Raw genomic sequence first — 21,073 nt, forward strand, 5'->3', positions numbered from 1 at the left:
ACAACTTCCCCCTCGACCTGGCCGCTGCAGAAGCCACCCCCGTGGCTCTGACCGCACCTGTGATCGGCTGAAGCCAACAGTCCGGTTAACGAGCCCCCGCTACGGCGGGGGCTTTTTTATTGGCGCCTTGGGGATGGGGCGCACCTAGCCAGAACCCAACTTTGTAGGCTCATCCGAGCGCGTTGACTCCATGGGCAGCAGCTTCGGCGATCTCTTCCGCATCAGCACCTTCGGCGAATCCCATGGCGGCGGCGTGGGCGTGATCGTGGATGGTTGCCCACCGCGGCTAGCCCTCGATCTCGAGGCGATCCAGGCCGAACTCGACCGGCGCAAACCGGGACAGAGCAAAATCACCACACCCCGGAAGGAAGACGACCGGGTTGAGGTGCTGAGCGGCCTTCTGGACGGCGTGACCCTCGGCACCCCCATCGCCATGGTGGTGCGCAACAAAGATCAACGCCCCCAGGATTACAAGGAGATGGAGGTGGCCTTTCGGCCCTCCCACGCCGATGCCACGTATCAGGCGAAGTACGGGATCCAGGCCCGCAGCGGCGGTGGCCGAGCCTCAGCCCGTGAAACCATCGGCCGTGTCGCCGCCGGTGCGATCGCCAAACAGCTGCTGGCCAAAGCCCATGGCACGGAAGTGATCGCCTGGGTGAAACGCATCCACACGATTGAGGCCAGCGTGGATCCAGCCACGGTGACCATGGAAGCGGTGGAGAGCAACATCGTGCGCTGTCCCGATCCAGCCAGCGCTCAACAGATGATCGAACGCATTGAGGCCATCGGTCGCGACGGTGATTCCTGCGGTGGCGTGATCGAGTGCCTGGTGCGCCGTGCACCCGTGGGTCTGGGCATGCCGGTGTTCGACAAGCTGGAAGCGGATCTGGCCAAAGCGGTGATGTCGCTGCCTGCCACCAAGGGCTTTGAGATCGGCTCCGGCTTTGAGGGCACCCTGCTACGGGGCAGTGAACACAACGACGCCTTCCTGCCCACGGAAGACGGCCGGCTCCACACCGCCACCAACAACTCAGGCGGCATCCAGGGCGGCATCAGCAACGGTGAGGAGATCTGCCTGCGGGTGGCCTTCAAGCCCACGGCCACGATCCGCAAGGCCCAGCAAACCATCAATGCCCTGGGCGAAGCCACCACCCTGGAAGCGAAAGGTCGGCACGACCCCTGCGTCCTGCCCAGAGCCGTGCCGATGGTGGAGGCGATGGTGGCCCTGGTTTTAGCGGACCACCTGCTGCGCCAACAGGGTCAGTGCAGCCTCTGGTAAGGCGGGCACGGGCTGCGCTCAGCTCACCCCCGCCAACACACCGGTGCCGTTGCTACTGGGGGCGGCAGCCCCCGCCGGAGAGGCCAGCCGACTCATCGCCTTGGCCATGCGTTTGGCCACCGAAGAGCCACCACGCGCTGGCACAGAGGGCTTTTGGGCCACGGTGCGTTTGGCGGCTGGCTTCTTGGCTGCTGCGGGCTGGGCCGCCGGTTTCGCGCTGGCGGCTTTCACGGCCCTCTTCTTCACGGAGTTCTTAGCCGCGGGTTTGGCCACCGATTTGGCCTTCGCGGCAGCAGGTTGGCGGACTGCAGCCTTAGCGGGAGCCTTCGTGGACGCCGAACGGGAGCGGTGGCTGAGCACCATTGCCCACTCGGCATCGGTGAGAGTGGCTGGCTTGGTGCCATGGGCATTGGCCACCTGCGCCGCCTTTTCGATGTCGGCAATGAGGTTCTGCCAAGAGGTGGCGAAGCGCTTATCCGACTGCGACTTGGCAGCGCTCTCAACGAGGGTTTCCATCACGCCCGCCGCCGACACCTTCTTGCGACGACGGTTGAAGATCTCCTTCTGAAGCTGAGCAATCAGGGCATCGGCCTTGGCACTGAGCTTGATCGTGAGCTGAGACATAAACGAGAGAACCTCTATCTCAGGGGTAGCACCGCAATCTCAGGTTGACAACACGGCGCCGTTGTCGCCCTGGGGAAGCTGTGCCAGAAGCGGGGCTAATCCCGCATCCAGCAACGGCTGCTGGCCCCGGACATCGAAGAGGCCATGGCCGAGGGCCACAGCATCCACTCCGGCCTCGAGCCATGGCAACACATCACCACAGCGCAGACCACCCGCCGCGATACAGAAGGGCAGGGGCCCCAAGGGCCCCTGCAGCGATGGCCAATAGCCACACCCCAGCGCCGATGCGGGATAGAGCTTCACGGCTCCGCAGCCATAACGAACAGCGGCATCCACCTCTGTTGGGCTGAACACGCCGGGTACGAGCGTGAGCCCCGCCCCTTGGGCCTGCTCCAGCAGCCGTGGATCCAGGATCGGCGACACCACATAGTGCAGGCCGGCTGCCACCGCCGCCGCCAGCCCCTCAGCACGTCGCACAGAGGCGGCCCCGAGGCGAAGGCCAGGGAAGGCTTCGCACAGCCGGCGGGCCATAGCCGTCCAGGCCGGGAGGCGGTGGTGCTGCTGCTCCACGGCAAGCTCCACATGCACAAGGCCCACCGCCAGCAATTGCTCGAGCTGGCGGTGGGCCTGTTGGGCGGACTGGGGACGGAGCACCGCCAGCACGGGCTGGCGGTGCAGGCTGTCGATCAGGCCGGAGGGATCCACCAAGCCATCGGAGCCGTAGACGAAGCGATCAGACGTATTCGGCCACCTTCACATCCGAGCGGATCAGAAGCTCCTGCAGATCCTCGGCATCCACGGTTTCCTTCTCCACCAGCATCTCGGCCAACTCATCAAGTACCGAACGGTTGCCCGTGAGCACGGCGGTGGCGCGCCTGTAGGCCTCGGCCACGAGCTGGCTCACCTCCTCGTCGATGGCGGCAGCAGTGTCCTCAGAGAAATCACGCTCGGCGGCGATATCACGGCCCAGGAACATGCCGCCCTGGCTCCGCCCCAAGGCCACAGGACCGAGGCGATCACTCATGCCGAAGCGGGTCACCATCTGGCGGGCCACCCGAGCCACCTGCTGGAGGTCGTTGGAGGCACCGGTGGTCACTTCGTCTTCGCCGTAGACGATCTCTTCGGCAACGCGACCGCCGAGAGCAACGGCCATCTGGTTCTGGAGATAGGCGCGGGAGTAGAGGCCCGATTCCATCCGTTCCTCCGAGGGCGTGAAGAAGGTGAGGCCGCCGGCGTTGCCGCGGGGAATGATCGAGATCTTCTGGACCGGGTCGTAATCGGGCATCAGGGCACCCACTAGGGCATGGCCCGCCTCGTGATAGGCCACCAGCCGCTTGCGCTTCTCGCTCATCACCCGGTCCTTCTTCTCCGGACCCGCCATGACGCGCTCAATGGCGTCGTTCACCTCATCCATGGCGACTTCGGTGAGCTGACGGCGGGCCGCCAGAATCGCTGCCTCATTGAGCAGGTTGGCCAGATCAGCGCCGGTGTAACCGGGGGTGCGGCGGGCGATCTTGTCGAGATCCACGTCCTTGGCGAGGGTCTTGCCGCGGGCGTGAACCCCCAGGATCTGGAGGCGTCCGGCGTAGTCGGGACGATCCACCACCACCTGACGGTCGAAACGGCCCGGACGCATCAGCGCCGCATCCAGAACATCGGGGCGGTTGGTGGCCGCCACGATGATGATGCCGGTGTTGCCCTCGAATCCATCCATCTCCGTGAGGAGCTGGTTGAGGGTCTGTTCGCGCTCGTCGTTACCGCCACCGAGGCCGGCGCCACGCTGGCGACCCACGGCATCGATCTCGTCGATGAAGACGATGCAGGGCGCGCTTTTCTTGGCCTGCTCAAACAGGTCGCGCACGCGGCTGGCGCCCACGCCCACAAACATCTCCACGAACTCGGAACCGGAGATGGAGAAGAAGGGCACGCCCGCTTCACCGGCCACAGCCTTGGCGAGCAGGGTTTTACCGGTGCCGGGGGGGCCCACCAGCAGCACACCCTTGGGAATCTTCGCGCCGACGGCGGTGAAGCGATCAGGGTTCTTGAGGAAGTCGACGACTTCGGTGAGCTCCAGCTTGGCGCCCTCGATGCCGGCCACATCGCCGAAGGTGACCTGGGTCTGGGGCTCCATCTGAACCCGCGCCTTGCTCTTGCCGAAGTTCATGGCGGGGTTGCCGCCGCCGCCCTGGGCGCGGCGCAGCAGGAAGAAGAGGCCCCCCAGAAGCAGAAGCGGGAAGATCAGGGAGCCCACCGCCTGCTGCCAGGCCTGGGGCTGGCGGGAAGGCTCCACGGCGATGTCCACCTTGTGGGTCTCGAGGAGCTTGAGCAGGTCCTTGTCAGGGGCAAGGTTCACCACGGCACGCTGGCCGTCGTTCTCCACCACCTGGGCGGTGCCCCGATCGGGGGCGATCAACACCCGCGACACCTCATTGGACTCCACGGCCTCCACAAAATCGCTGTAGCGGAGGGTGCGGGGTGCGTTGGCCGGATCAGGACGATCCAGGAAGGCCGTGCCCACAGCGATCACCACCACCGCCAAGAGCACGTAGAGCCCCGCATTCCGCCAGCGCTTCTTCACTTTGGGCTCTCCGGACTGTTCGGTAAAGGAATGTTAACTGCCGCCTGCCTAGTTGGTTGGCGGTTTCGGCGCAAGGGCTCAGGAAGCTGAGCGCAGCACCTCCACCACGCTACGGAAGGCGAACCACTCGGGGATCTCCTCGCCACTGCGCAGCATCTGGCGGAACTGGGTGCCGCTGAGCTTTTTCACATGCAGGCCACGGGCCTCGGCGTGCTCAGCCGTGACGTAACCCTCTTCCTCGGTGAACACGAGGTTCAGGGACGGCACGGTCTCCATGCCGAGCTCGGGCGCGTTGTCGCGGGCGAAGTCCTGGGCCTGGTAAGGGCCGTAGAAGTCGTCGCCGCTGATGGAGCTCTTACAGCCAGCCATATCGCGGCCGATGATGAAGTGGGTGCAGCCGTAGTTCTTGCGGATGATCATGTGCTGCAGGGCCTCACGGGGGCCCGCCATGTGCATCGAATAGGGCAGGTAGGCCCAACGGATGCGGGGGTTGTTCACCTCAGCAGCGAGCCGCTCGTAGGTCTGGAAGCGCACGGCTCCGGCGATGTCGTCGTCCTGGGTGGGGCCACAGGTGGGATGCACCAGCACCACGCCCTGCTCGCTCACATTGCTGGCGTCCAAGGCCCTGGTGAACAGTTCGTAGTGGGCGCGGTGAATGGGGTTGCGGCACTGGAAGGCCACCACGTCCTGCCCTTCGGGCAGGGTGGCGCGCACCTCGGCAGGGGTCTTGCAGGGGAACACCCGCTCCGGCAAGTCCAGGCCCAGGATGGTCCCACCGAGGTAATAGCGCCCGCGCTCCGTGGCGATCATCTTCACCGCCGGGTGCTCGATCGAGGTGGTGCCGTAGCAGCCCAGGGCCTCACGGGCCTTATCGGGCTCCCACTTGCTCTCCACCGTCATCACCGCCAGCTCCTGGCCGCGATAGGTGAGCAGGAGCTTCTGGCCCACCTGGATGTCATCGCGCTGGGTGTCCATCACGATCGGCAAACCAAACAGCAGGCCGCTGGTGGTGCGGTTGCCCGCCACCACAGATTGGTAGTCCTCCTGGTGCATAAAGCCGCGCAGGGGCGAGAAGCCACCCACCATCAGCAGTTCCACGTCGCAGGCGTTGCGATCGGAGCACTCCACCACGTGGTCCACACCGGCCTTGACGACCTCACGCTGCTCAGCAGGAACCCGTAGATCCACCAGGGTGCCGCCGTGGGGGGCGATCAGGCCCTGGCGGGCAGAGGGAGCAGCGGTGCTGGTCATGCGAGGGGGGGGCTGTACGGGGTAATGGCGGCGATTCTCCCAGACAGGGATTGCCGGGCGGCCCGGCCCACGAACCGCCATAGAAAAGGGGGCCATCGGCCCCCCAACCATCAAGCCTGAGCCGAGCCGGCGATCAGGCTTTTTCGAGACGACCGTAGACCTGGCCCACGATCTTGACGTCCATGGTCTCCTTGGTGCCCATGTCGGTGTCGGACGGCTGGATAGCCGTGAACACCCCGGCAAATTCACCGGTGGCGGAATCCACCTTGGTGATGGAGAGATTCATGTTGCCTGTGCCATCCACGTAGCGCTTCACACTCTCGCCAGTGAAATCATCACCAGCTGGAACCAGACCCACAGCACTGCTGTAGCCGGTGGTGAGGCCACGGGCCTTGGGATCCAGGAAGTTGGAGGTGCGGTAGCTGGGAACGCGGTAGGAGCCGTCGAAGTCGGTGCTGGTGCTGATGGCGGTGCCATCAGCGGTGGCCGCCAGCTCCTTGCTGGAGAACACGAAAGGCACTTCCTCACCACCGGGCAGCAGCACGGTGATCAGCTGGAAATCGAGGCCGCCCTGCTCCTGGAAGTTCAGGCCGTTGCCGCTCACCGCGAGATCGCCATACACCTGATCCAGGCTGGTGGTGAAACGGGTGAGGATCTTGCTCGGCACAAACTGCGCCTCCTGGCGCTTATTGGCGGGCTCACCTTTCACATACACCTCAGCAGGGTGCATGCAGATCTCGAGCAACTGGTATTTCGCTGAGGAATCCAGAGCAATGGAGCCACGGGCCGAATCAGGCAGGGTCGGGCAGTCATTGGCCAGACCGGTGTTGTGAATGTCGTCGTAAGTCAGGTTGGCCCGGTCGACGGCCTTGGCACCGCCGCTGCAGGCGGTGACCAGGGTCAGACAGAGCGCCAGCACGAGGGCCAGCAGGGGACGGAAACGCATGGGGAGAAGCCGGTCTGGCAGGGAAAAACCTCTTAATTGGGGTGCGCCCGCTGCGGATACTACCGGTGCAAAACCCTGATTCCGCGTACCATGTCGCGGCTCTCAACAACCTGTATGAGGGAGCGCAAGCAGCAGGCCCCATGACCGACGGCAACAGCACCGCCCCAACCGCCCCGACCCCCTGGGACACCAGGCTTGAGGTGTTGCTGCAGGGGCTGAATGGACTGGCGGCCGAAGTGGATGGCGAACCGGAAGCGCTGCTGCTGTTGCTGCGCCGCCTGGAAGACCTGCACCGCACCATCCAGGACGGACCATTCAGGGCGAGCATGCCCGCCGATCGAGGCGAGCTGTTCAACCTGCTGCAGAGCATGGAGAAAAGCGGCGGCTGGCCCTACATCCCCCGGCTGCAGCTCAAAACGTTCATGGACCTGATGCAGAGCGACGGCAACAGCTCGCCCCTGGCCGCCTGAACCCAGGCCTGAAGCAGCTCAGCTCTCCAGCAAGCCACCCAGGGCCGACAGCAGCCTGTGGGCCAGCTGCAATTTGCTTGCGGAGTGGAACGTCTCGCTGCGATCGCCCGGCCCGAGTAGCCAGCCCTCATTGGTGGCGGCGCCAAAACCGGCATCTGGCTGATCGATGGGATTGGCGAATAGCAGATCGCAGCCCTTGCGCTTGAACTTGGCCTGGGCCTGGGGCAGCACATCGCCGGAATGGGCCGCGAACCCCAGGATCCGCTGACCGGCGGGGCGCCGGGCCACCAACTCCGCCAACAGATCCGGCACGGGTTCCCAACCCGCCTCCATCGCCAGGGCGAGGTGGGCCTTGTCGAGCTTGTGATCCAGAGCTCCCGCCCTGCGGTGGTCGGCCACGGCCGCCGCCATGGCGATGGCATCCGCCTGCCCCTGCAGCGCACGCAAGCGCTCCTGCAGATCAGCGCCGGTGTCCACCGGGTGGCAGTGCAACCCCTCCAACCAGGCTGGGTCCACCGCCAAGGGGCCGTGGATCAGCTCCACCTCAGCCCCCCGCAGCCGAGCCGCCTGGGCCAGTAGCACACCCATGCGGCCAGTGCTGGGATTACTGATGCAACGGGCTGGATCCAGCCACTCGCGGGTGGGGCCCGCCGTGACCAACAAACGCCGGCCCTGCCAATCTCGCCGGCACCCCCAGAGGGCGAGCGATTCCAGCGCCAGCAGCAACAGGGCCGGTTCCGCCATCCGGCCTGCTCCCTCCCGGTCGCAAGCCAGCAGGCCAGCGGCGGGGCCCAAGGGAAGGACCCGTGCATGGCCCTGAAGCTCTGCCCAGTTGCGTGCCACGGCCGGTGCACCCCACATGGCTGTATTCATGGCGGCGGCAGCCAACACCGGCGCCTCGGTGGCGAGCAGCAATGACGCCAGCAGGGTGTCGCCGAGGCCATGCACCCAGCGCGCCAGGCTGGTGGCGCTGAGTGGGGCCAGCACCACCAGCTCGGCCCATTCCGCCAACTCGATATGGAGGGGCCGCGCCGCCTGGGGGCTCCACTGGTCGGCATCGAGATAACAGCGATGGCGGCTGAGGCTGGCCAGCGCCACAGGGCTCACCAGGGCCGCAGCGCTGGGGGTGAGCACACAGCGCACCTGAGCACCGCGCTTGGCCAGGGCACTCACCAGCAGCGGCAGCTTCACAGCCGCAATACTGCCGCTGATACCCACCAGGATCCGGCGCCCCTCCAGGGGATCCGCAGCGGAGCCAGGCGGCCGGTGAGGCTCAGTCCTCATCGAAGGGTTCCTGGTCCACCAAATGCAGATAGGGCCTGGCCAACTCGGGGCGATGGATGGCAAGGGCACGCATCACGTGCCAGTCCTGCAGGCCCGCAAACGGGGTGGGGTAGTCGTCCTCATCGAGACGACGCGCCAATTCCGCCGTGGACGCCTCATCAAAGGAGGCCACCAGCTCGGGCGTGATCGTTCCAGGGGCCGTGGCATGGGGCTCACGCATGACTGGCCAGCACAGGGCCCTCCATTCTCTGTCCCCACAGACTCAACCGGCCACTGCAGCCGAGCGCAAAATCGGCCGCAAGACTGATAACTTCTGCGTGAGGCCACCGTTGCGGCCGCCAACCGGGGAATTAGCTCAGCTGGTAGAGCGCTGCGATCGCACCGCAGAGGTCAGGGGTTCGAGTCCCCTATTCTCCATCGTCAAACGGTTTGAGCCCCGGGAGGCCCTGGCGATGAACTGGAGCGCCGAGGCGGAAGCCAAGCTCAAGGAAATTCCCTTTTTCGTACGCCCGGCCGTGCGCAAGCGGATTGAGGCCATGGCCAGCGAAAGCGGTCTGAGCGGCATCGATCTGGCCTTCTACGAAGACGCCAAGGCCCGCTTCGGCCAGAAGTGAGCCGTCTGGCGAAGCCGCGCTGTTGGGAATCGGAGCCATGCCCTCTCTACTCAGCGTGGGGAGGACCGTGGTGCTTGTGGGGTTTGGAGCAGTGGCAATCGGCCGAGCGCTCACGGCCGGACGATGCGGTAAAAGGGAGGGCTAACACAGAACTCGCTCCATGTCGCAATCCAAGCGCGAGCAGGTGGTGAGCCACCTGCGATACATCCGCCAAGAACTCCGCGAAATGCACCAGGGCGTGATGGATGACGGCCTACTGCCCGAGGCGGGCGAGGTACGTGGCGTGATGGCCCAGATGGAGGCGCTGCTGGAACTGCTGGAGGGCAAAGGCTCCCGCAAGAGCAAGGACGCTGACGCCTGAAGGCCTTGGAGCGGCAGGGACAGCCCCCTCACGCTGATCCCACCACTGCCAAGCCCGGGCCACGGGCTCGGGCTTTTTGTGTGCCGATGCAGTAGAAGGCGCACAGCAACACACCGCGTCCTGGCGCCCCATCGAGGAGGTGGCTGAGCCCCTTGCCAGTGCAACAGACCCGTCTGCAACAGAGCCTCGGAGGAGCTGGAGCCAGGCTCGAGCGCTGGGCCATCAATCCCTGGCGCCGCCTTTCGCTGCAGCTGATCGCGCTACTTGGCAGTTTCTATATGGCCAGCGCCCTCACCACGGTCACGGGCGCCCTGGCGCTGCTGGATCCGCTGGCGGCGCTGATCTGCGTGGTGGCCGTGGAAGTGGCGGTGAGGCTGCGGCGGCCGCTGCGACGGCGCCCGGGGGACAAGCTGACCCTGCAACTGCTGGACATGCTGCGCCTGGGCTTCACCTACGGGCTGCTGCTGGAAGGCTTCAAGTTGCTGTAGGGGCTGCAAGCGCCGACTCCCAGCAACTGGCGAGCCTCAGCGCGCCGCCAGCAGGTAGAGCAACGCCATGCGGATGGGGATGCCATTGCGCACCTGCTCCTCCACCAGGCACCGCTGGGGATCATCGAGCAGGGCACCGCTCATCTCCACCCCCCGGTTCACGGGCCCGGGATGGAGCACCGGCACGGGCTGGCCACAACGCTCAAGCCGCTGATGGGTAAGGCCGTAGTGGCGGTGATAGCTCTCGAGGCTGGTGAGGAGGTGTTGGTGCATGCGCTCTTTCTGGAGGCGCAGAGTCATCACCGCATCCGCACCAGTCAGAGCCTGGTCCAGGTCATAGTCCACGATGATCCGCCCGCGAGACGCCACCGGATCGCTGGCCTGGCCGGGCGGTGGCGCCGCCACGAACTCGGCAAAGCTGCTGGGCAGCAGGGTGGACGGCCCGCACAGCACCACATCGGCCCCGCAGGCCGTGAGGGCCCAGAGGTTGGAGCGGGCCACACGGGAGTGCAGCACATCCCCCACGATCACGATGCGTCGCCCCGCCAGGGCCTGGGGCGTGGGGGCATCAGGAGCAAAGTGACGCGCCAGGGTGAACAGATCCAGCAACCCCTGGCTGGGATGGCTGTGCAGGCCATCGCCACCATTGAGCACCGCCACCCGATCACCGCTGGCCTCCAGATCACGGGCGAGGGAGGCGGGCACGCCCGTGCAGCGGTGGCGCACCACCAGCAAATCGGCCCCCATGGCCACATAGGTGCGCACGGTGTCGAGCAGGCTTTCACCCTTGCTGAGGGAACTCGACGACGGCGAAAAGCTCTGCACATCGGCCGAGAGGCGCTTGGCCGCCAGCTCGAAGCTGCTGCGGGTGCGGGTGCTGGGCTCAAAGAAAAGGGTGGTGACCAGCCGGCCCTGCAGGGCGGGAAGCTTGCGGGCACCGGTGGTGGGCATGACCCGAAAACGCTGGGCCAGCTCCAGAACGGTGGCGTAATCCGCAAGCGAGAAGGCCGCCAGATCCAGCACGTGGCGGTGGTTCCAGTCGCTCAAGGGTGCCGGCAGTTCACGGGCTCAGGCTAGAAGCCCCCGGCCCCCTCGGCCAGAACCCAGGCCTCAGCGACACGCGGCAAGGGATCACCCAGGGCCCGTTTGCTCACACTGCGGCTGGCCCTCAGATACCAACGCCAAGGCAGCTTCTGGCCCTCGCTAATCCCGATCCGCGTGGTCTGAACCACGGCCTCTACGGGCAATGCTGCCAGCGCCGCAGGACGGGGAGCCAGCCAAAGACCCTCATCGGGATGGCACTGCCGGGCGTCATGGCGGCGGTCGATGGCAAAACGCCGCGCCAGCAAGGCCGGCCCCGCCGCTGTGCGCTCAGGCTCACCCGGCAACGCCACCGCTCGAAGCAACACGCCGTTGGCCCAATCAGCCCGATCCGTCACCACGTTCACGCAGTGGTGGATGCCATAGCTCACATAGACATAAAACCGCCCAGGCTCCCCAAACAGGGTTTCGTTGCTGGCGCTGCGGCGGCGATGCCCGTGGCAGGCGGGCTCGGATTGGCAATACGCCTCCGTTTCCACAATCACGCCCCACAGCAACTCACCTGAGGATTGCCGCTTCACCAGCAGGCAGCCGATGAGCTCGGGTGCCACTACCTCGGCGGGGCGGGCGAAGAAGGATTGGGGGAGGGGACGATGCCAATGCAAAGACAAGGCCGTGGCAATGCCTGTGGACGCCCTCAGAATGGAGACAACCCAAGCGTCACACCATGCACACCTCCGGGTTCACCCTCGCCACCGTTCTGCTGGCCGGCAGCGGGCTGTTCGTGCTCACCACGCTGTTCTTCGGCACCAAGGGCGGCTACTACGACACCGACCAATACGACGGCAACGGCACCGCCCACTAGCCCTGGCTGGGCAGCTGCTCCGATTCCGGGCAATCGCCCGTTACCTCAATGTCTTCAGCTTCTGCGCTGCGGCTGAAGAAGGCGAGCCGCGTGCTCACGGCGCCGATCGAATCCAGGCGCACGCATTCTTCCCAGCTGTGCATCTCATCGTCGTCCTCGGCGTCGTAGCGAAGGGTCACTAGGTCGCCCTCCAACTCCACCACGAGGGCCTGCTCGATCCAACGCTGCTGATCCCGCAAAAACACCCAGATCGGGCGTTGCTCGCACTGAAACCGGTAGAGCTTGCGCTGAAGCATGGGGCACCCTCAGGAACCACCTGATGTCGATCCTAGGGATGATGGGCGGCACTGACGCTGACTCGCCGTCGTGGTTGCCACCAGTACTGAAACCATCCGTCTGCAATTGCGCAGCTGGCCTGAGGTGGAGGAGTACCTCAGCCGCTGCAAGGGGGTGATTGTGCCCCTGGGCTCCACCGAACAGCACGGCCCGACGGGTGCCATTGGCACCGATGCCCTCACCGCCGAAGCCGTGGCCCTGGAGGTGGGCCGCCGCACCGGCGTGCTGGTGACTCCGGCCCAGGCCTTCGGCATGGCGGAGCACCACCTGGGCTTTGCCGGCACCATGAGCCTGCAGCCCGCCACCCTGCTAGCGGTGATTCACGACGTGGTGCTCTCCCTGGCGCGCCATGGGTTTGAGCGCATCTATGTGATCAACGGCCACGGCGGCAACATCGCCACCACCAAGGCCGCCTTCGCCCAGGCCTACGGCACTGCCGCCAGCCGCGGCCTGCCCAATGCCGCGGCCCTGCGCTGCAAACTCGCCAACTGGTTCATGGCTCCCGAGGCCATGCAACTGGCGCGGGAGCTCTACGCCGATCGGGAAGGCCACCACGCCACCCCCAGCGAAATCGCGATCACCCTGCACCTGGAACCCAGCCTGGCGAGCAAGCAGCGGCCCCTGCCGGAGGCTGCGCCGGCTGGGCCCATCCACAGCCCGGAAGATTTCCGCCGCCGCCACCCCGATGGCCGCATGGGCTCCGATCCCTTCCTGGCCAGCGCCGAGCACGGTGCCCGCTTTCTGGATGTGGCGGCCACAGCCCTCGTAGCCGACCTGGAACGTTTCCTGAACGAGCCCAACAGCTAAGTTTCTGCCATGAGCAAGATCACCGCAGACGACGTTCGCAAGGTGGCCAACCTGGCCCGCCTCGACCTACCCGAGGAGAAGATCGCCACCTACACAGGCCAGCTGGAGCGCATCCTGGACTACGTGGCCCAGCTGGAATCCGTGGACACCGAGGGCGTTCCCCCCACCACCCGTGCCGTGGAAGTGGTGAACGTGACGCGCGACGACGTGGTGAGCGCCACCGACGTGCGCGAACAGCTGCTCAACGAAGCCCCCCAGCGGGAGGGAGACTTCTTCCGGGTTCCCAAGATCCTTGCGGACTAACTGTCTGCGGCCCAATAGCCACTCAGCGCTGCGGGGACACAGCCGTGCGATGCAGCAAGGCCAGCACGTGGCGTTTGCTGCGGAATGAGGGCATCAGGGCAGCAATCGGGCGCAACTTGCTGCGGCGGCGCTTGTGGCTGCGCACGCCCAAGAGAACATCATAAATGAAGTTGGTGAAATCGCTACGGCTTTCGAACAAACCAAGCCGCTGCGGAGATCCCTTTGCATCAAGAATATCTTTGGTAGCGTGATAAGCGGGCCGATATTCGAACCAGGGAATGGATGGCCAGAGGTGATGAACCAGGTGATAGTTCTGGCCCATGATCAGCCAATTCATCATCCGCCCTGGATACACGCGGGCGTTGTGCCAGCGATTGCGCGACTGAAAGGGCCTGTGAGGGAGGTAGTCGAAGAACAGCCCAAGGGTGACGCCCACCATCAAGGCCGGGGCAAACCAACAATTGAACACGAAATCAATGAAGCCATATTTCACTCCTGCCAGAACGATGGCCAGGAAAATGCCGCGGGCAATGCCCCATTCCAGCAACTCATTGCCCCGCCAGAGCTTGCGGCGGAAGAAGAAAAACTCGTGGTAGAAGAAACGCGGAGCAATCAGCCACAGGGGGCCAAAGGTTGAAACGATGTGATCCGGATCATTCTTCGGATCATTCACGTGGGCATGGTGCTGCAGGTGCACCCTCGTGAACACAGGGAAGCTGAAACCGAGCAGCAGCGCTGCGCCATGGCCCATCACGGCATTCCAGAAGCGGCTGGGATGCGCTGCGTTGTGGCAGGCATCGTGAATCACGGTGCCCTCCAGGTGGAGGGCGAGGAAGCCGCTGGCCAGCAGCAGCGGCAGGGGCCACCCCCAAACGAACCAACCGGCGATGGAGAGGGCAGCTAGCCCATACCCCCCCAGGAACAACGCCACCGTGGGGTTCCAGGCCGCGGGGGGATCAAGGAATTCCTTCGGAACGGCGCTCACGGACGCGCGCAGGCCCTGACGGCTGGCGAGGGTGTCCGGTTGCTGTGCCAGAGCGTGCGTCATCCCCTGGGGCAGCGCCATTCATGAAATGAAATCCCACCTTAAGGAGCGGAGCCCTCTCGGCGAGAAAAGATGCCCACCGGGGGACTTGAACCCCCACGACCGAAGCCACTGGTACCTAAAACCAGCGCGTCTACCAATTCCGCCAGGTGGGCGTGGGCACAACTGTAGGCAGCCGCCCACAATGGGGTCAACGCACTCCGGGGCCATGCTCGCCACCCTCAGCGGATCCCTGGCCTTGGTGGTGGGGCTGGCGGTGTTGCTGCTGCCACTGCTGGCCACGGAACTCAGCCGGCCCAGGGATACGGCCTGGGGAGCGGTGGTGTTGCTCCTAGGCCTGGTGCTGGTCACCAGCGCCGAGCGGCTCACAGGCTCACCCATGCTGGGGGTGCTCTGTGGCGGCCTGCTGATCGGGCGGCTGGGTAGCGAGGTGCTGCAGGGGCGCTGGCGCCAACTGACCCCGGAAGAACAGCAACGGCTGGGCTCCCTGGAGCGCTGGCAATCCAGCTTTGGCCAGCTCAGCGCGGCCCTCGCCCGCCTGCTGGCCCTAGGCGGCGAAACCGCCGGCGGGCTGCTGGGGGCCTTCAACCGCCCCGGCAAGCCGAAAACTGGCACCGGCAAGCGCTGGGTGCGGCCCGAAGACACCCAGGCCAAACCCGAGGACGGCTCCACAACGCCAGCAGACACCGAAGCCACCAGCTCCCCCACCACCGTGGTGAGCTCCTTTGAGGACATCGACGCCTTGATCGAGGCTGCCGCCAGCGGCCAAGCGGGATAATCGGCTGTTGCTGCCCCCAGGCGACGTGACCGCCAGCCCTGCGCCCGAGCCCGTCTCCTACAAGGACACCCTGAACCTGCTGCAGACGCCCTTCGCCATGCGGGCGAACGCCAAGCAGCGGGAGCCCCAGATCCAGGCCTTCTGGGCTGAGCAGCGCCTCTACGAACGCCTCAGCCAGCAGAACCCAGGCGAGAGCTTCACCCTGCACGACGGCCCCCCCTATGCGAACGGGGCCCTGCATGTGGGCCACGCCCTCAACAAGATCCTCAAGGACATCATCAACAAAACCGCCCTACTGCAGGGCAAAAAGGCGCGGTTCATCCCCGGCTGGGACTGCCATGGCCTGCCGATCGAGCTCAAGGTGCTGCAGGGGCTGAGCAGCAGCGAGCGCCAGGCGCTCACCCCCGTGAGCCTGCGCCAGAAGGCCCACGCCTATGCCCTGGAACAAGTGGCCGGCCAGAAGCAGGGCTTCCAGCGCTGGGGCATCTGGGCCGACTGGGAGACGCCTTACCTCACGCTGCAAAAGGACTACGAGGCCGCCCAGATCCAGGTGTTCGGCGCCATGGTGCTGGCGGGCCACATCTACCGGGGCCTCAAGCCCGTGCACTGGAGCCCCAGCTCCCGCACCGCCCTGGCTGAGGCCGAACTCGAATATCCCGACGGCCATACCTCCCCCAGCGTCTACGTGGCGTTCCCGGTGGAATCCGTGCCCGCGGCCCTGGCCGCCAAGATGGCCGGCGCTGGCCTGGCGCCTGAGCTGAGCACGGCAGGCGGGGGCATGTCGGTGGCCATCTGGACCACCACCCCCTGGACCCTGCCGGCCAACCTGGCGGTGTCGGTGAACGAACGGCTCGACTACAGCATCTGCCAGGCCGGCGAGCGCCACCTGGTGGTGGCCAGCGAGCTGCGCGAGGGCCTGGAAACCACTCTGGGCCTCACGCTCACGCCGGTACTGACCGTAAAAGGTGCCGAGCTGGAAGGCATCACGTATCACCATCCCCTACTGGAACGCACCAGCCCGGTGGTGATCGGCGGCGATTACATCACCACCGAAGCCGGCACGGGCCTGGTGCACACCGCACCGGGCCACGGCGTGGACGACTTCAACACCGGCAAGAAATACGGCCTGCCGGTGCTCTGCCCGGTGGATGAGGCCGGCAACCTCACCGCCGATGCCGGCCCCTTTGCCGGCACCAACGTGCTCAAGGACGCCAACCCCACCATCATCAGCGCGCTGGAGGGATCAGGCCTGCTGCTCAAACAAGAGCGCTACGAGCACCGCTATCCCTACGACTGGCGCACCAAGAAACCCACCATCTTCCGCGCCACCGAGCAGTGGTTTGCTTCGGTGGAAGGCTTCCGCCAGCAAGCCCTGGAGGCCATCGCCCAAGTGGAGTGGCTACCGGCCAGCGGCCGCAACCGGATCGAATCGATGGTGAGCGAGCGGGGCGACTGGTGCATCAGCCGCCAGCGCACATGGGGCGTGCCGATTCCGGTTTTTTATCACCGCACCACCGGCGAGGTGCTGCTCAATGCCGACACCCTCAGCCACATCCAGGGGCTGATCGCCGAGCACGGCGCCGACGTGTGGTGGCAGCGCGATGAGGCCGGCCTACTGCCTGAGCCCTACGCCGCGGAAGCCAGCCAATGGCGCAAGGGCACCGACACCATGGACGTGTGGTTTGACTCCGGCTCCTCCTGGGCCGGCGTGCTGGGGGGGATGGCGGGCGCCCAGAGCCGTGCCCCTGAACTCCACTACCCCGCCGATCTGTATCTCGAGGGCAGCGATCAGCACCGCGGCTGGTTCCAGAGCAGCCTGCTCACCTCGGTGGCCGTGAACGGCCACGCCCCCTACAAGCGGGTGCTCACCCACGGCTTCACCCTCGATGAGAAGGGCCGCAAGATGAGCAAATCCCTCGGCAACGTGGTGGATCCAGCGGTGCTGGTGGAGGGCGGCAAGAACGAAAAACAGGAGCCGGCCTACGGCGCCGATGTGCTGCGCCTGTGGGTGAGCTCGGTGGATTATTCGGCCGACGTGCCCCTGGGCCCGGGGATCGTGAAGCAGCTGGCCGACGTGTACCGCAAGGTGCGCAACACGGCCCGCTACCTGCTGGGCAACCTGCATGATTTCGCGCCAGACCGCGATGCCGTGCCCTACGACCAACTGCCGCTGCTGGATCAGTGGATGCTGCAGCGCACCGCCGCCCTGATCGACAGCGTGACAGGAGACTTCGAACGCTTCGAGTTCTACCGCTTCTTCCAATCCCTGCAGAACTTCTGCGTGGTGGACCTGTCGAACGTCTACCTCGACATCGCCAAGGACCGGCTCTACGTGAGCGGAGCCAATGAATTCCGCCGCCGCAGCTGCCAGACGGTGCTGTCCGCAGTGGTGGAGCGCCTGGCCGGCCTGATCGCACCGGTGCTCTGCCACATGGCCGAGGACATTTGGCAGAACCTGCCCTACCCGGTGGCCGAGGCCTCGGTGTTTGAGCGGGGCTGGCCCACGGCCCCCACCGGATGGCGCCAAGCAGACCTGGCGCAGCCGATGGAGCGGATCCTGGAGCTGCGGGCCCTGGTGAACCGCCAGCTGGAGAGCTGCCGCGCCAGCGGAGCCCTGGGCGCGTCGCTCGAGGCCCAAGTGCACCTTGTCCTGGAGGATGGCGAGGCCGCTGCGCCCCTCGCCACCGCCCTGCAGTGGCTGGAAGCCTCAGCCCATCCCAGCGTGGACAACCTGGCCGACTGGCTTCTGGTGTCGAGCCTGGAGCTGAGCGGCGCTGGGATGGCAGGAACGAGTGCCGAGGTGCTGGCGGAGGCCCAGGAGGCGGGCCTGCGCGTGCGGATCGCCAAGGCCGACGGCCAGAAATGCGAGCGCTGCTGGCACTACGAAACCGACATTGGCCAACACAGCGCCCATCCCAGCCTCTGCGGCCGCTGTGTGGCCGTGCTGGACTGACTTGATCAGCCCCAGGCGGCTGGCTCCAGGAAGCCCGTGGGCGCGGCCGGGCCCGCCAGCCGCTGCTCAGCCATCGGATTGAGTGGCCCCTGCAGCAGTTCGGCCGAGGTAATCAGCGCCGTTTCGGGCAGGGCCGGTTGATCCGGATCAAAGGCAGTGGGATGGCTGACGCTGCTGGAAAAGCCGCGGAAGATCAACAGCTCGAACGCCTCGAGCCCACCGCTCTCGCTAGGTAGCTCGCCCCGCAGCCGCAACACCCGATCAGGGCGAGACCTGCTGATCTCCTCGAGGGCCTGCAGCAGCTCCGCACCATCAGCAGCCATCACCAACGCCTCCTCGCTCAGAAACCACCGGCCACGCGGCCCTGCTTGGGCAGCCGCACCAGCAGCCACTGGAGCAGCCCCACCACGTAGCCCACCAGCGCCACGTAGCCCACAAAGGCCGCCACGGTGCCCGTCCAGGCCCCCCCGAACACGAAGTTAAAGACGCTGGCAGCGCCTCCATGCAGATCGTCCGGGGCCTGCAGCCAGGCCCGGCACACCGGACGTACCAGACCACCTCCCACACAGCTGAAGGCCAGGGCACTGAGGGCTGCCCCCAAAAGGCCGTAGACCGTTACGCCCCAGCGCCAGGCACGCACCACAAACGGCAGCGGCCTCCAAGGCGGCAGATCCGCCAACTCTTCATTGAGATCCACCCAGAACCACACGCTCACCACCAGCAACAGCTGGGCCAGCACGGCCATCAGAAACCCGATGGGGCGGTTATCGGTGAGCAGCAGCACCGTGATCAGCAGCAAGCTGGCCACCTTCCAGTAGATGCCCAGCAAGCGCACCAAGGCGCGCTCCTGCTTCATCGCCGCCCAGATCAGCAGCACCAGCGGTAAGCCCACAGCGAAAACGGCCGCCAGGCGGTAATCGAGCCAGACAAGGGTGCGATAGAGCAGGTCCGGCACGGAGCAGGGAGGTCAGGTTGGCCTCATTATCCGCGGATCAGTGCTGGGGGCTGCAGCTGTAGGGTCCGCCCATGGCCAGGCGCTTCTCGCTTCCATTGCCCTTTCCCCGCCGGAGCACCACCGCGGCCAGCTGCCGCAGTGCCCTCTCGCAGAACGTGTCGCTGGAGGCGGCCGTGGCCGAGCTGGTGGCTGCGCTTCAGATCAAGCGCGGGGCTCCCAGCGCGGATCTAGCCCTGGTGTTCTGCTCCACCGCCTACGCCAGCGATCTGCAACGGCTGATGCCCCTGCTACGCCAGGCCATCCCGGCGCAGCACTGGATCGGCTGTGCCGGTGGCGGGGTGGTGGGCACCGACACCACCGGCCAACCCCACGAGCTGGAGCACAAGCCCGGCATCAGCGTGACCTTGCTGCAGCTGCCCGGCGCCAACCTGCAGCTGTTTCAGCTCGATGCCGGCCAACTGCCGGATCTGGATGGACCGAGCCAGCAATGGGTGGACTGGGTGGGCGCTGATCCAGAAGCCGCCACATCCATGCTGCTTTTCGTGGATCCGGGCTGCCCAGGCATCAACGATCTGATCAGTGGCCTCGACTACGCCTACCCCCAAGTGAGCAAGGTGGGTGGCATCGCCGGGCAACACAGCGCCAGCCATGGCTCCCTGTTCCTCAACGACCAGGTGCTGGACGGTGCCGTGGGCTGCCTGATCGGCGGGGCCTGGCGCATCGATCCGGTGGTAGCCCAGGGCTGCCGCCCCATCGGGCCGGTGTTCGAGGTGGAACAGGCAGATCGCAACGTGGTGCAGCGCCTCAGCTGCAAGGAGCGTGCGGGCACCCCAGTGGCCTGCCTGCAGACCATCCTCGAAACCCTCACCCCCAAGGAACGCGAGCTGGTGCGCCACTCGCTGTTTCTGGGGGTCGCCAAGACCAACTTCCAGCTCCCCGCCAACGGCGAGCCCCCCAGCGATGCCGCCTTCCTGGTGCGCAACCTGATCGGCGTTGATCCCCGCACGGGCTCGGTGGCCGTAGGCGAACGGATGCGGGTAGGGCAGCAGGTGCAGTTCCAGTTGCGCGATGGCGACACCTCCCGCCAGGAGCAGGAGCAATTGCTCGGAGCCCAGCAACGCCAGCAACCCCAACCCCTGGCGGCGCTGCTGTTTGCCTGCCTCGGGCGCGGCGAAGGCCTCTACGGAACAGCGGATGGCGATGTGAAGGCCTGCCGCAAGTTGTTCAGCAGCGTTCCGGTGGCCGGAGCCTTCTGCAATGGCGAAATCGGGCCGGTGGCCGGGGCCACCCACCTGCACGGTTACACCGCCAGCTGGGGGTTCCTGCTGCCCAACGAGGAGCCCCAAGCCCAGCCCTAAGCCCCAGATGGTCCGTCAGCACGTCAATCCCCTCAGCCGCTTCTTCCAGTTGCCGTTGCGGTTGCCGCAGCCTGCGGAATTGTTCAGGGATGCCGGCCTGCCGTTGCACCTCGATATCGGCTGCGCCCGCGGCCGCTTTCTGCTGGCCATGGCCCAACAAGATTCGGCCCGGAACCACCTGGGCGTGGAGATCCGCCGACCCCTCGTGGCGGCCGCCGAGGCCGACCGCACGGCCCTCGGCCTCGGCAACCTCCACTACCTCTTCTGCAACGCCAATGTGAGCCTGCAGGACTGGCTGGCCGAGCTGCCCGCCGGCCTGCTGGAGCGGGTGTCGATCCAGTTTCCGGATCCCTGGTTCAAGAAAAAGCACCACAAGCGCCGGGTGCTGCAGCCGCAGCTGCTGCTGGCGATTGCCGCGGCCCTCGAACCGGGCCGGCAGTTGTTCCTGCAGAGCGATGTCCTGGCGGTGATCGAACCGATGGTGGCCCTGAGCGAAGCCAGTGGCTGCTTCAGCAGGCCCGCCGGCGACGCCAGGCCCTGGCGGGCTACCAACCCCCTGCCGATGCCCACCGAGCGTGAAACCTATGTGTTGGCCCAGGGCCTACCGGTGTACCGGGTGCTCTACGAACGCAACGATGCCCCCTTACCGGCCCTGGCAGACCTGGAGCAATGGCTGGAAGACGCCGATAATCCGGCCACTGCCCCGGCCTGCGTGCCGGACGCCTGAACACGGCTCC

General features: G+C 66.1%; 25 protein-coding genes and 2 tRNA genes. 13 read left to right on the forward strand and 14 right to left on the reverse strand.

The genetic code is table 11. The features are described from left to right. Positions 1-190: 190 nt before the first annotated feature. Positions 191-1,279, forward strand: a complete 1,089-nt coding sequence (aroC, locus tag KBZ14_RS08415) for a chorismate synthase (protein WP_255117884.1) — start codon at positions 191-193, stop codon at positions 1,277-1,279. An 18-nt stretch (positions 1,280-1,297) separates the two neighbouring features. Here aroC and KBZ14_RS08420 read toward each other — a convergent pair whose 3' ends face one another. From KBZ14_RS08420 to psbO, 5 genes are all read right to left on the reverse strand, one after another. Next, on the reverse strand, positions 1,298-1,903 hold the full coding sequence (locus KBZ14_RS08420; protein ID WP_255117885.1) for a hypothetical protein: 606 nt from the start codon (positions 1,901-1,903) through the stop codon (positions 1,298-1,300). A 39-nt stretch (positions 1,904-1,942) separates the two neighbouring features. Then, positions 1,943-2,608: a bifunctional 4-hydroxy-2-oxoglutarate aldolase/2-dehydro-3-deoxy-phosphogluconate aldolase gene (locus tag KBZ14_RS08425; RefSeq protein ID WP_255117886.1), complete on the reverse strand. Its 666-nt coding sequence runs from the start codon at positions 2,606-2,608 to the stop codon at positions 1,943-1,945. A gap of 28 nt (positions 2,609-2,636) precedes the next feature. After that, entirely contained in the window at positions 2,637-4,481 is a 1,845-nt protein-coding gene (gene ftsH3, locus KBZ14_RS08430; RefSeq protein WP_255117887.1) for an ATP-dependent zinc metalloprotease FtsH3, read from the reverse strand. A gap of 78 nt (positions 4,482-4,559) precedes the next feature. After that, entirely contained in the window at positions 4,560-5,732 is a 1,173-nt protein-coding gene (sat, locus tag KBZ14_RS08435) for a sulfate adenylyltransferase (RefSeq protein ID WP_255117888.1), read from the reverse strand. A gap of 133 nt (positions 5,733-5,865) precedes the next feature. Then, entirely contained in the window at positions 5,866-6,678 is an 813-nt protein-coding gene (psbO, locus tag KBZ14_RS08440; RefSeq protein WP_255117889.1) for a photosystem II manganese-stabilizing polypeptide, read from the reverse strand. A 140-nt stretch (positions 6,679-6,818) separates the two neighbouring features. On the opposite strand from psbO, the gene KBZ14_RS08445 reads away from it, so the two are divergent. Further along, positions 6,819-7,148: a hypothetical protein gene (locus tag KBZ14_RS08445; RefSeq protein WP_255117890.1), complete on the forward strand. Its 330-nt coding sequence runs from the start codon at positions 6,819-6,821 to the stop codon at positions 7,146-7,148. 18 nt (positions 7,149-7,166) lie between these two features. Here the strand turns inward: KBZ14_RS08445 and coaBC are convergent, their stop codons facing one another. Next, positions 7,167-8,432, reverse strand: coding sequence for a bifunctional phosphopantothenoylcysteine decarboxylase/phosphopantothenate--cysteine ligase CoaBC (gene coaBC / locus KBZ14_RS08450; protein ID WP_255117891.1), 1,266 nt, complete (start codon positions 8,430-8,432; stop codon positions 7,167-7,169). Further along, the gene (gene isiD / locus KBZ14_RS08455; protein ID WP_255117892.1) at positions 8,422-8,652 is read right to left on the reverse strand and encodes a protein IsiD; all 231 of its coding nucleotides are present in this window, start codon (positions 8,650-8,652) and stop codon (positions 8,422-8,424) included. Before isiD ends, coaBC begins: the two co-directional genes overlap by 11 nt. Positions 8,653-8,776: 124 nt before the next feature. Between isiD and KBZ14_RS08460 the strand changes: the two genes are divergently transcribed. The 4 genes from KBZ14_RS08460 (at position 8,777) to KBZ14_RS08475 (ending at position 9,895) form a co-directional block, all read left to right on the forward strand. After that, a tRNA-Ala gene (locus tag KBZ14_RS08460) sits at positions 8,777-8,849 on the forward strand. A gap of 35 nt (positions 8,850-8,884) precedes the next feature. After that, positions 8,885-9,046, forward strand: a complete 162-nt coding sequence (locus KBZ14_RS08465; protein WP_255117893.1) for a PCP reductase family protein — start codon at positions 8,885-8,887, stop codon at positions 9,044-9,046. Positions 9,047-9,206: 160 nt separating this feature from the next. Further along, complete coding sequence (locus tag KBZ14_RS08470; protein WP_255117894.1) at positions 9,207-9,407, forward strand: DUF8635 family protein; 201 nt, start codon at positions 9,207-9,209, stop codon at positions 9,405-9,407. Positions 9,408-9,565: 158 nt separating this feature from the next. Further along, complete coding sequence (locus KBZ14_RS08475; RefSeq protein WP_315856138.1) at positions 9,566-9,895, forward strand: DUF565 domain-containing protein; 330 nt, start codon at positions 9,566-9,568, stop codon at positions 9,893-9,895. Between the two features lie 36 nt (positions 9,896-9,931). On the opposite strand, the gene KBZ14_RS08480 is transcribed toward KBZ14_RS08475, so the two are convergent. Further along, positions 9,932-10,942, reverse strand: a complete 1,011-nt coding sequence (locus KBZ14_RS08480) for an aspartate carbamoyltransferase catalytic subunit (protein ID WP_255117896.1) — start codon at positions 10,940-10,942, stop codon at positions 9,932-9,934. 26 nt (positions 10,943-10,968) lie between these two features. Next, positions 10,969-11,619 carry a DNA-3-methyladenine glycosylase gene (locus tag KBZ14_RS08485; RefSeq protein ID WP_255118012.1) on the reverse strand — a complete coding sequence of 217 codons (651 nt, stop codon included), beginning with the start codon at positions 11,617-11,619 and terminating at the stop codon, positions 10,969-10,971. 44 nt (positions 11,620-11,663) lie between these two features. Here KBZ14_RS08485 and KBZ14_RS08490 point away from each other — a divergent pair, with 44 nt between their 5' ends. Further along, positions 11,664-11,801, forward strand: a complete 138-nt coding sequence (locus KBZ14_RS08490) for a DUF8629 family protein (protein ID WP_255117897.1) — start codon at positions 11,664-11,666, stop codon at positions 11,799-11,801. Here KBZ14_RS08490 and KBZ14_RS08495 read toward each other — a convergent pair. Beyond that, positions 11,798-12,097 (reverse strand): DUF6679 family protein, encoded by a 300-nt coding sequence (locus KBZ14_RS08495; RefSeq protein ID WP_255117898.1) that lies wholly within the window; start codon positions 12,095-12,097, stop codon positions 11,798-11,800. The two genes, KBZ14_RS08490 and KBZ14_RS08495, sit on opposite strands and share 4 nt — an antisense overlap. A gap of 70 nt (positions 12,098-12,167) precedes the next feature. Between KBZ14_RS08495 and KBZ14_RS08500 the strand changes: the two genes are divergently transcribed. Both KBZ14_RS08500 and gatC read left to right on the forward strand, forming a co-directional pair. Next, positions 12,168-12,944, forward strand: coding sequence for a creatininase family protein (locus tag KBZ14_RS08500; protein ID WP_255117899.1), 777 nt, complete (start codon positions 12,168-12,170; stop codon positions 12,942-12,944). 9 nt (positions 12,945-12,953) lie between these two features. After that, positions 12,954-13,247: an Asp-tRNA(Asn)/Glu-tRNA(Gln) amidotransferase subunit GatC gene (gene gatC, locus KBZ14_RS08505; RefSeq protein WP_255117900.1), complete on the forward strand. Its 294-nt coding sequence runs from the start codon at positions 12,954-12,956 to the stop codon at positions 13,245-13,247. Positions 13,248-13,269: 22 nt separating this feature from the next. Here gatC and crtR read toward each other — a convergent pair whose 3' ends face one another. Next, entirely contained in the window at positions 13,270-14,295 is a 1,026-nt protein-coding gene (gene crtR, locus KBZ14_RS08510) for a beta-carotene hydroxylase (RefSeq protein WP_255117901.1), read from the reverse strand. Positions 14,296-14,365: 70 nt separating this feature from the next. Then, positions 14,366-14,447 (reverse strand) — tRNA-Leu (locus KBZ14_RS08515). A 53-nt stretch (positions 14,448-14,500) separates the two neighbouring features. Here KBZ14_RS08515 and KBZ14_RS08520 point away from each other — a divergent pair. Next, positions 14,501-15,070 carry a Ycf66 family protein gene (locus tag KBZ14_RS08520; RefSeq protein WP_255117902.1) on the forward strand — a complete coding sequence of 190 codons (570 nt, stop codon included), beginning with the start codon at positions 14,501-14,503 and terminating at the stop codon, positions 15,068-15,070. Between the two features lie 25 nt (positions 15,071-15,095). Further along, positions 15,096-18,023 (forward strand): isoleucine--tRNA ligase, encoded by a 2,928-nt coding sequence (gene ileS / locus KBZ14_RS08525; RefSeq protein ID WP_255118013.1) that lies wholly within the window; start codon positions 15,096-15,098, stop codon positions 18,021-18,023. A gap of 5 nt (positions 18,024-18,028) precedes the next feature. Here ileS and KBZ14_RS08530 read toward each other — a convergent pair whose 3' ends face one another. Continuing rightward, on the reverse strand, positions 18,029-18,346 hold the full coding sequence (locus KBZ14_RS08530) for a DUF7734 family protein (RefSeq protein WP_255117903.1): 318 nt from the start codon (positions 18,344-18,346) through the stop codon (positions 18,029-18,031). A gap of 17 nt (positions 18,347-18,363) precedes the next feature. Further along, positions 18,364-18,978, reverse strand: coding sequence for a DUF3177 family protein (locus tag KBZ14_RS08535; protein ID WP_255117904.1), 615 nt, complete (start codon positions 18,976-18,978; stop codon positions 18,364-18,366). A 71-nt stretch (positions 18,979-19,049) separates the two neighbouring features. Here KBZ14_RS08535 and KBZ14_RS08540 point away from each other — a divergent pair, with 71 nt between their 5' ends. Next, positions 19,050-20,336, forward strand: coding sequence for an FIST signal transduction protein (locus KBZ14_RS08540; protein WP_255117905.1), 1,287 nt, complete (start codon positions 19,050-19,052; stop codon positions 20,334-20,336). A gap of 7 nt (positions 20,337-20,343) precedes the next feature. After that, positions 20,344-21,063 (forward strand): tRNA (guanosine(46)-N7)-methyltransferase TrmB, encoded by a 720-nt coding sequence (gene trmB, locus KBZ14_RS08545; RefSeq protein WP_255117906.1) that lies wholly within the window; start codon positions 20,344-20,346, stop codon positions 21,061-21,063. Positions 21,064-21,073 lie beyond the last annotated feature (10 nt).

The organism is Synechococcus sp. HJ21-Hayes (assembly GCF_024345835.1).
GTDB lineage: Bacteria > Cyanobacteriota > Cyanobacteriia > PCC-6307 > Cyanobiaceae > Vulcanococcus.

Bases quoted from the DNA above. Each gene is read 5' to 3' on its own strand.
- KBZ14_RS08490 (WP_255117897.1), top strand. From the start codon at position 11,664: ATGCACACCTCCGGGTTCACCCTCGCCACCGTTCTGCTGGCCGGCAGC.
- KBZ14_RS08470 (WP_255117894.1), top strand. From the start codon at position 9,207: ATGTCGCAATCCAAGCGCGAGCAGGTGGTGAGCCACCTGCGATACATC.
- KBZ14_RS08495 (WP_255117898.1), bottom strand. From the start codon at position 12,097: ATGCTTCAGCGCAAGCTCTACCGGTTTCAGTGCGAGCAACGCCCGATC.
- aroC (WP_255117884.1), top strand. From the start codon at position 191: ATGGGCAGCAGCTTCGGCGATCTCTTCCGCATCAGCACCTTCGGCGAA.
- KBZ14_RS08530 (WP_255117903.1), bottom strand. From the start codon at position 18,346: ATGGCTGCTGATGGTGCGGAGCTGCTGCAGGCCCTCGAGGAGATCAGC.
- trmB (WP_255117906.1), top strand. From the start codon at position 20,344: ATGGTCCGTCAGCACGTCAATCCCCTCAGCCGCTTCTTCCAGTTGCCG.
- KBZ14_RS08445 (WP_255117890.1), top strand. From the start codon at position 6,819: ATGACCGACGGCAACAGCACCGCCCCAACCGCCCCGACCCCCTGGGAC.
- KBZ14_RS08520 (WP_255117902.1), top strand. From the start codon at position 14,501: ATGCTCGCCACCCTCAGCGGATCCCTGGCCTTGGTGGTGGGGCTGGCG.
- KBZ14_RS08465 (WP_255117893.1), top strand. From the start codon at position 8,885: ATGAACTGGAGCGCCGAGGCGGAAGCCAAGCTCAAGGAAATTCCCTTT.
- KBZ14_RS08540 (WP_255117905.1), top strand. From the start codon at position 19,050: ATGGCCAGGCGCTTCTCGCTTCCATTGCCCTTTCCCCGCCGGAGCACC.
- KBZ14_RS08420 (WP_255117885.1), bottom strand. From the start codon at position 1,903: ATGTCTCAGCTCACGATCAAGCTCAGTGCCAAGGCCGATGCCCTGATT.
- isiD (WP_255117892.1), bottom strand. From the start codon at position 8,652: ATGCGTGAGCCCCATGCCACGGCCCCTGGAACGATCACGCCCGAGCTG.
- gatC (WP_255117900.1), top strand. From the start codon at position 12,954: ATGAGCAAGATCACCGCAGACGACGTTCGCAAGGTGGCCAACCTGGCC.
- psbO (WP_255117889.1), bottom strand. From the start codon at position 6,678: ATGCGTTTCCGTCCCCTGCTGGCCCTCGTGCTGGCGCTCTGTCTGACC.
- sat (WP_255117888.1), bottom strand. From the start codon at position 5,732: ATGACCAGCACCGCTGCTCCCTCTGCCCGCCAGGGCCTGATCGCCCCC.
- crtR (WP_255117901.1), bottom strand. From the start codon at position 14,295: ATGACGCACGCTCTGGCACAGCAACCGGACACCCTCGCCAGCCGTCAG.
- coaBC (WP_255117891.1), bottom strand. From the start codon at position 8,432: ATGAGGACTGAGCCTCACCGGCCGCCTGGCTCCGCTGCGGATCCCCTG.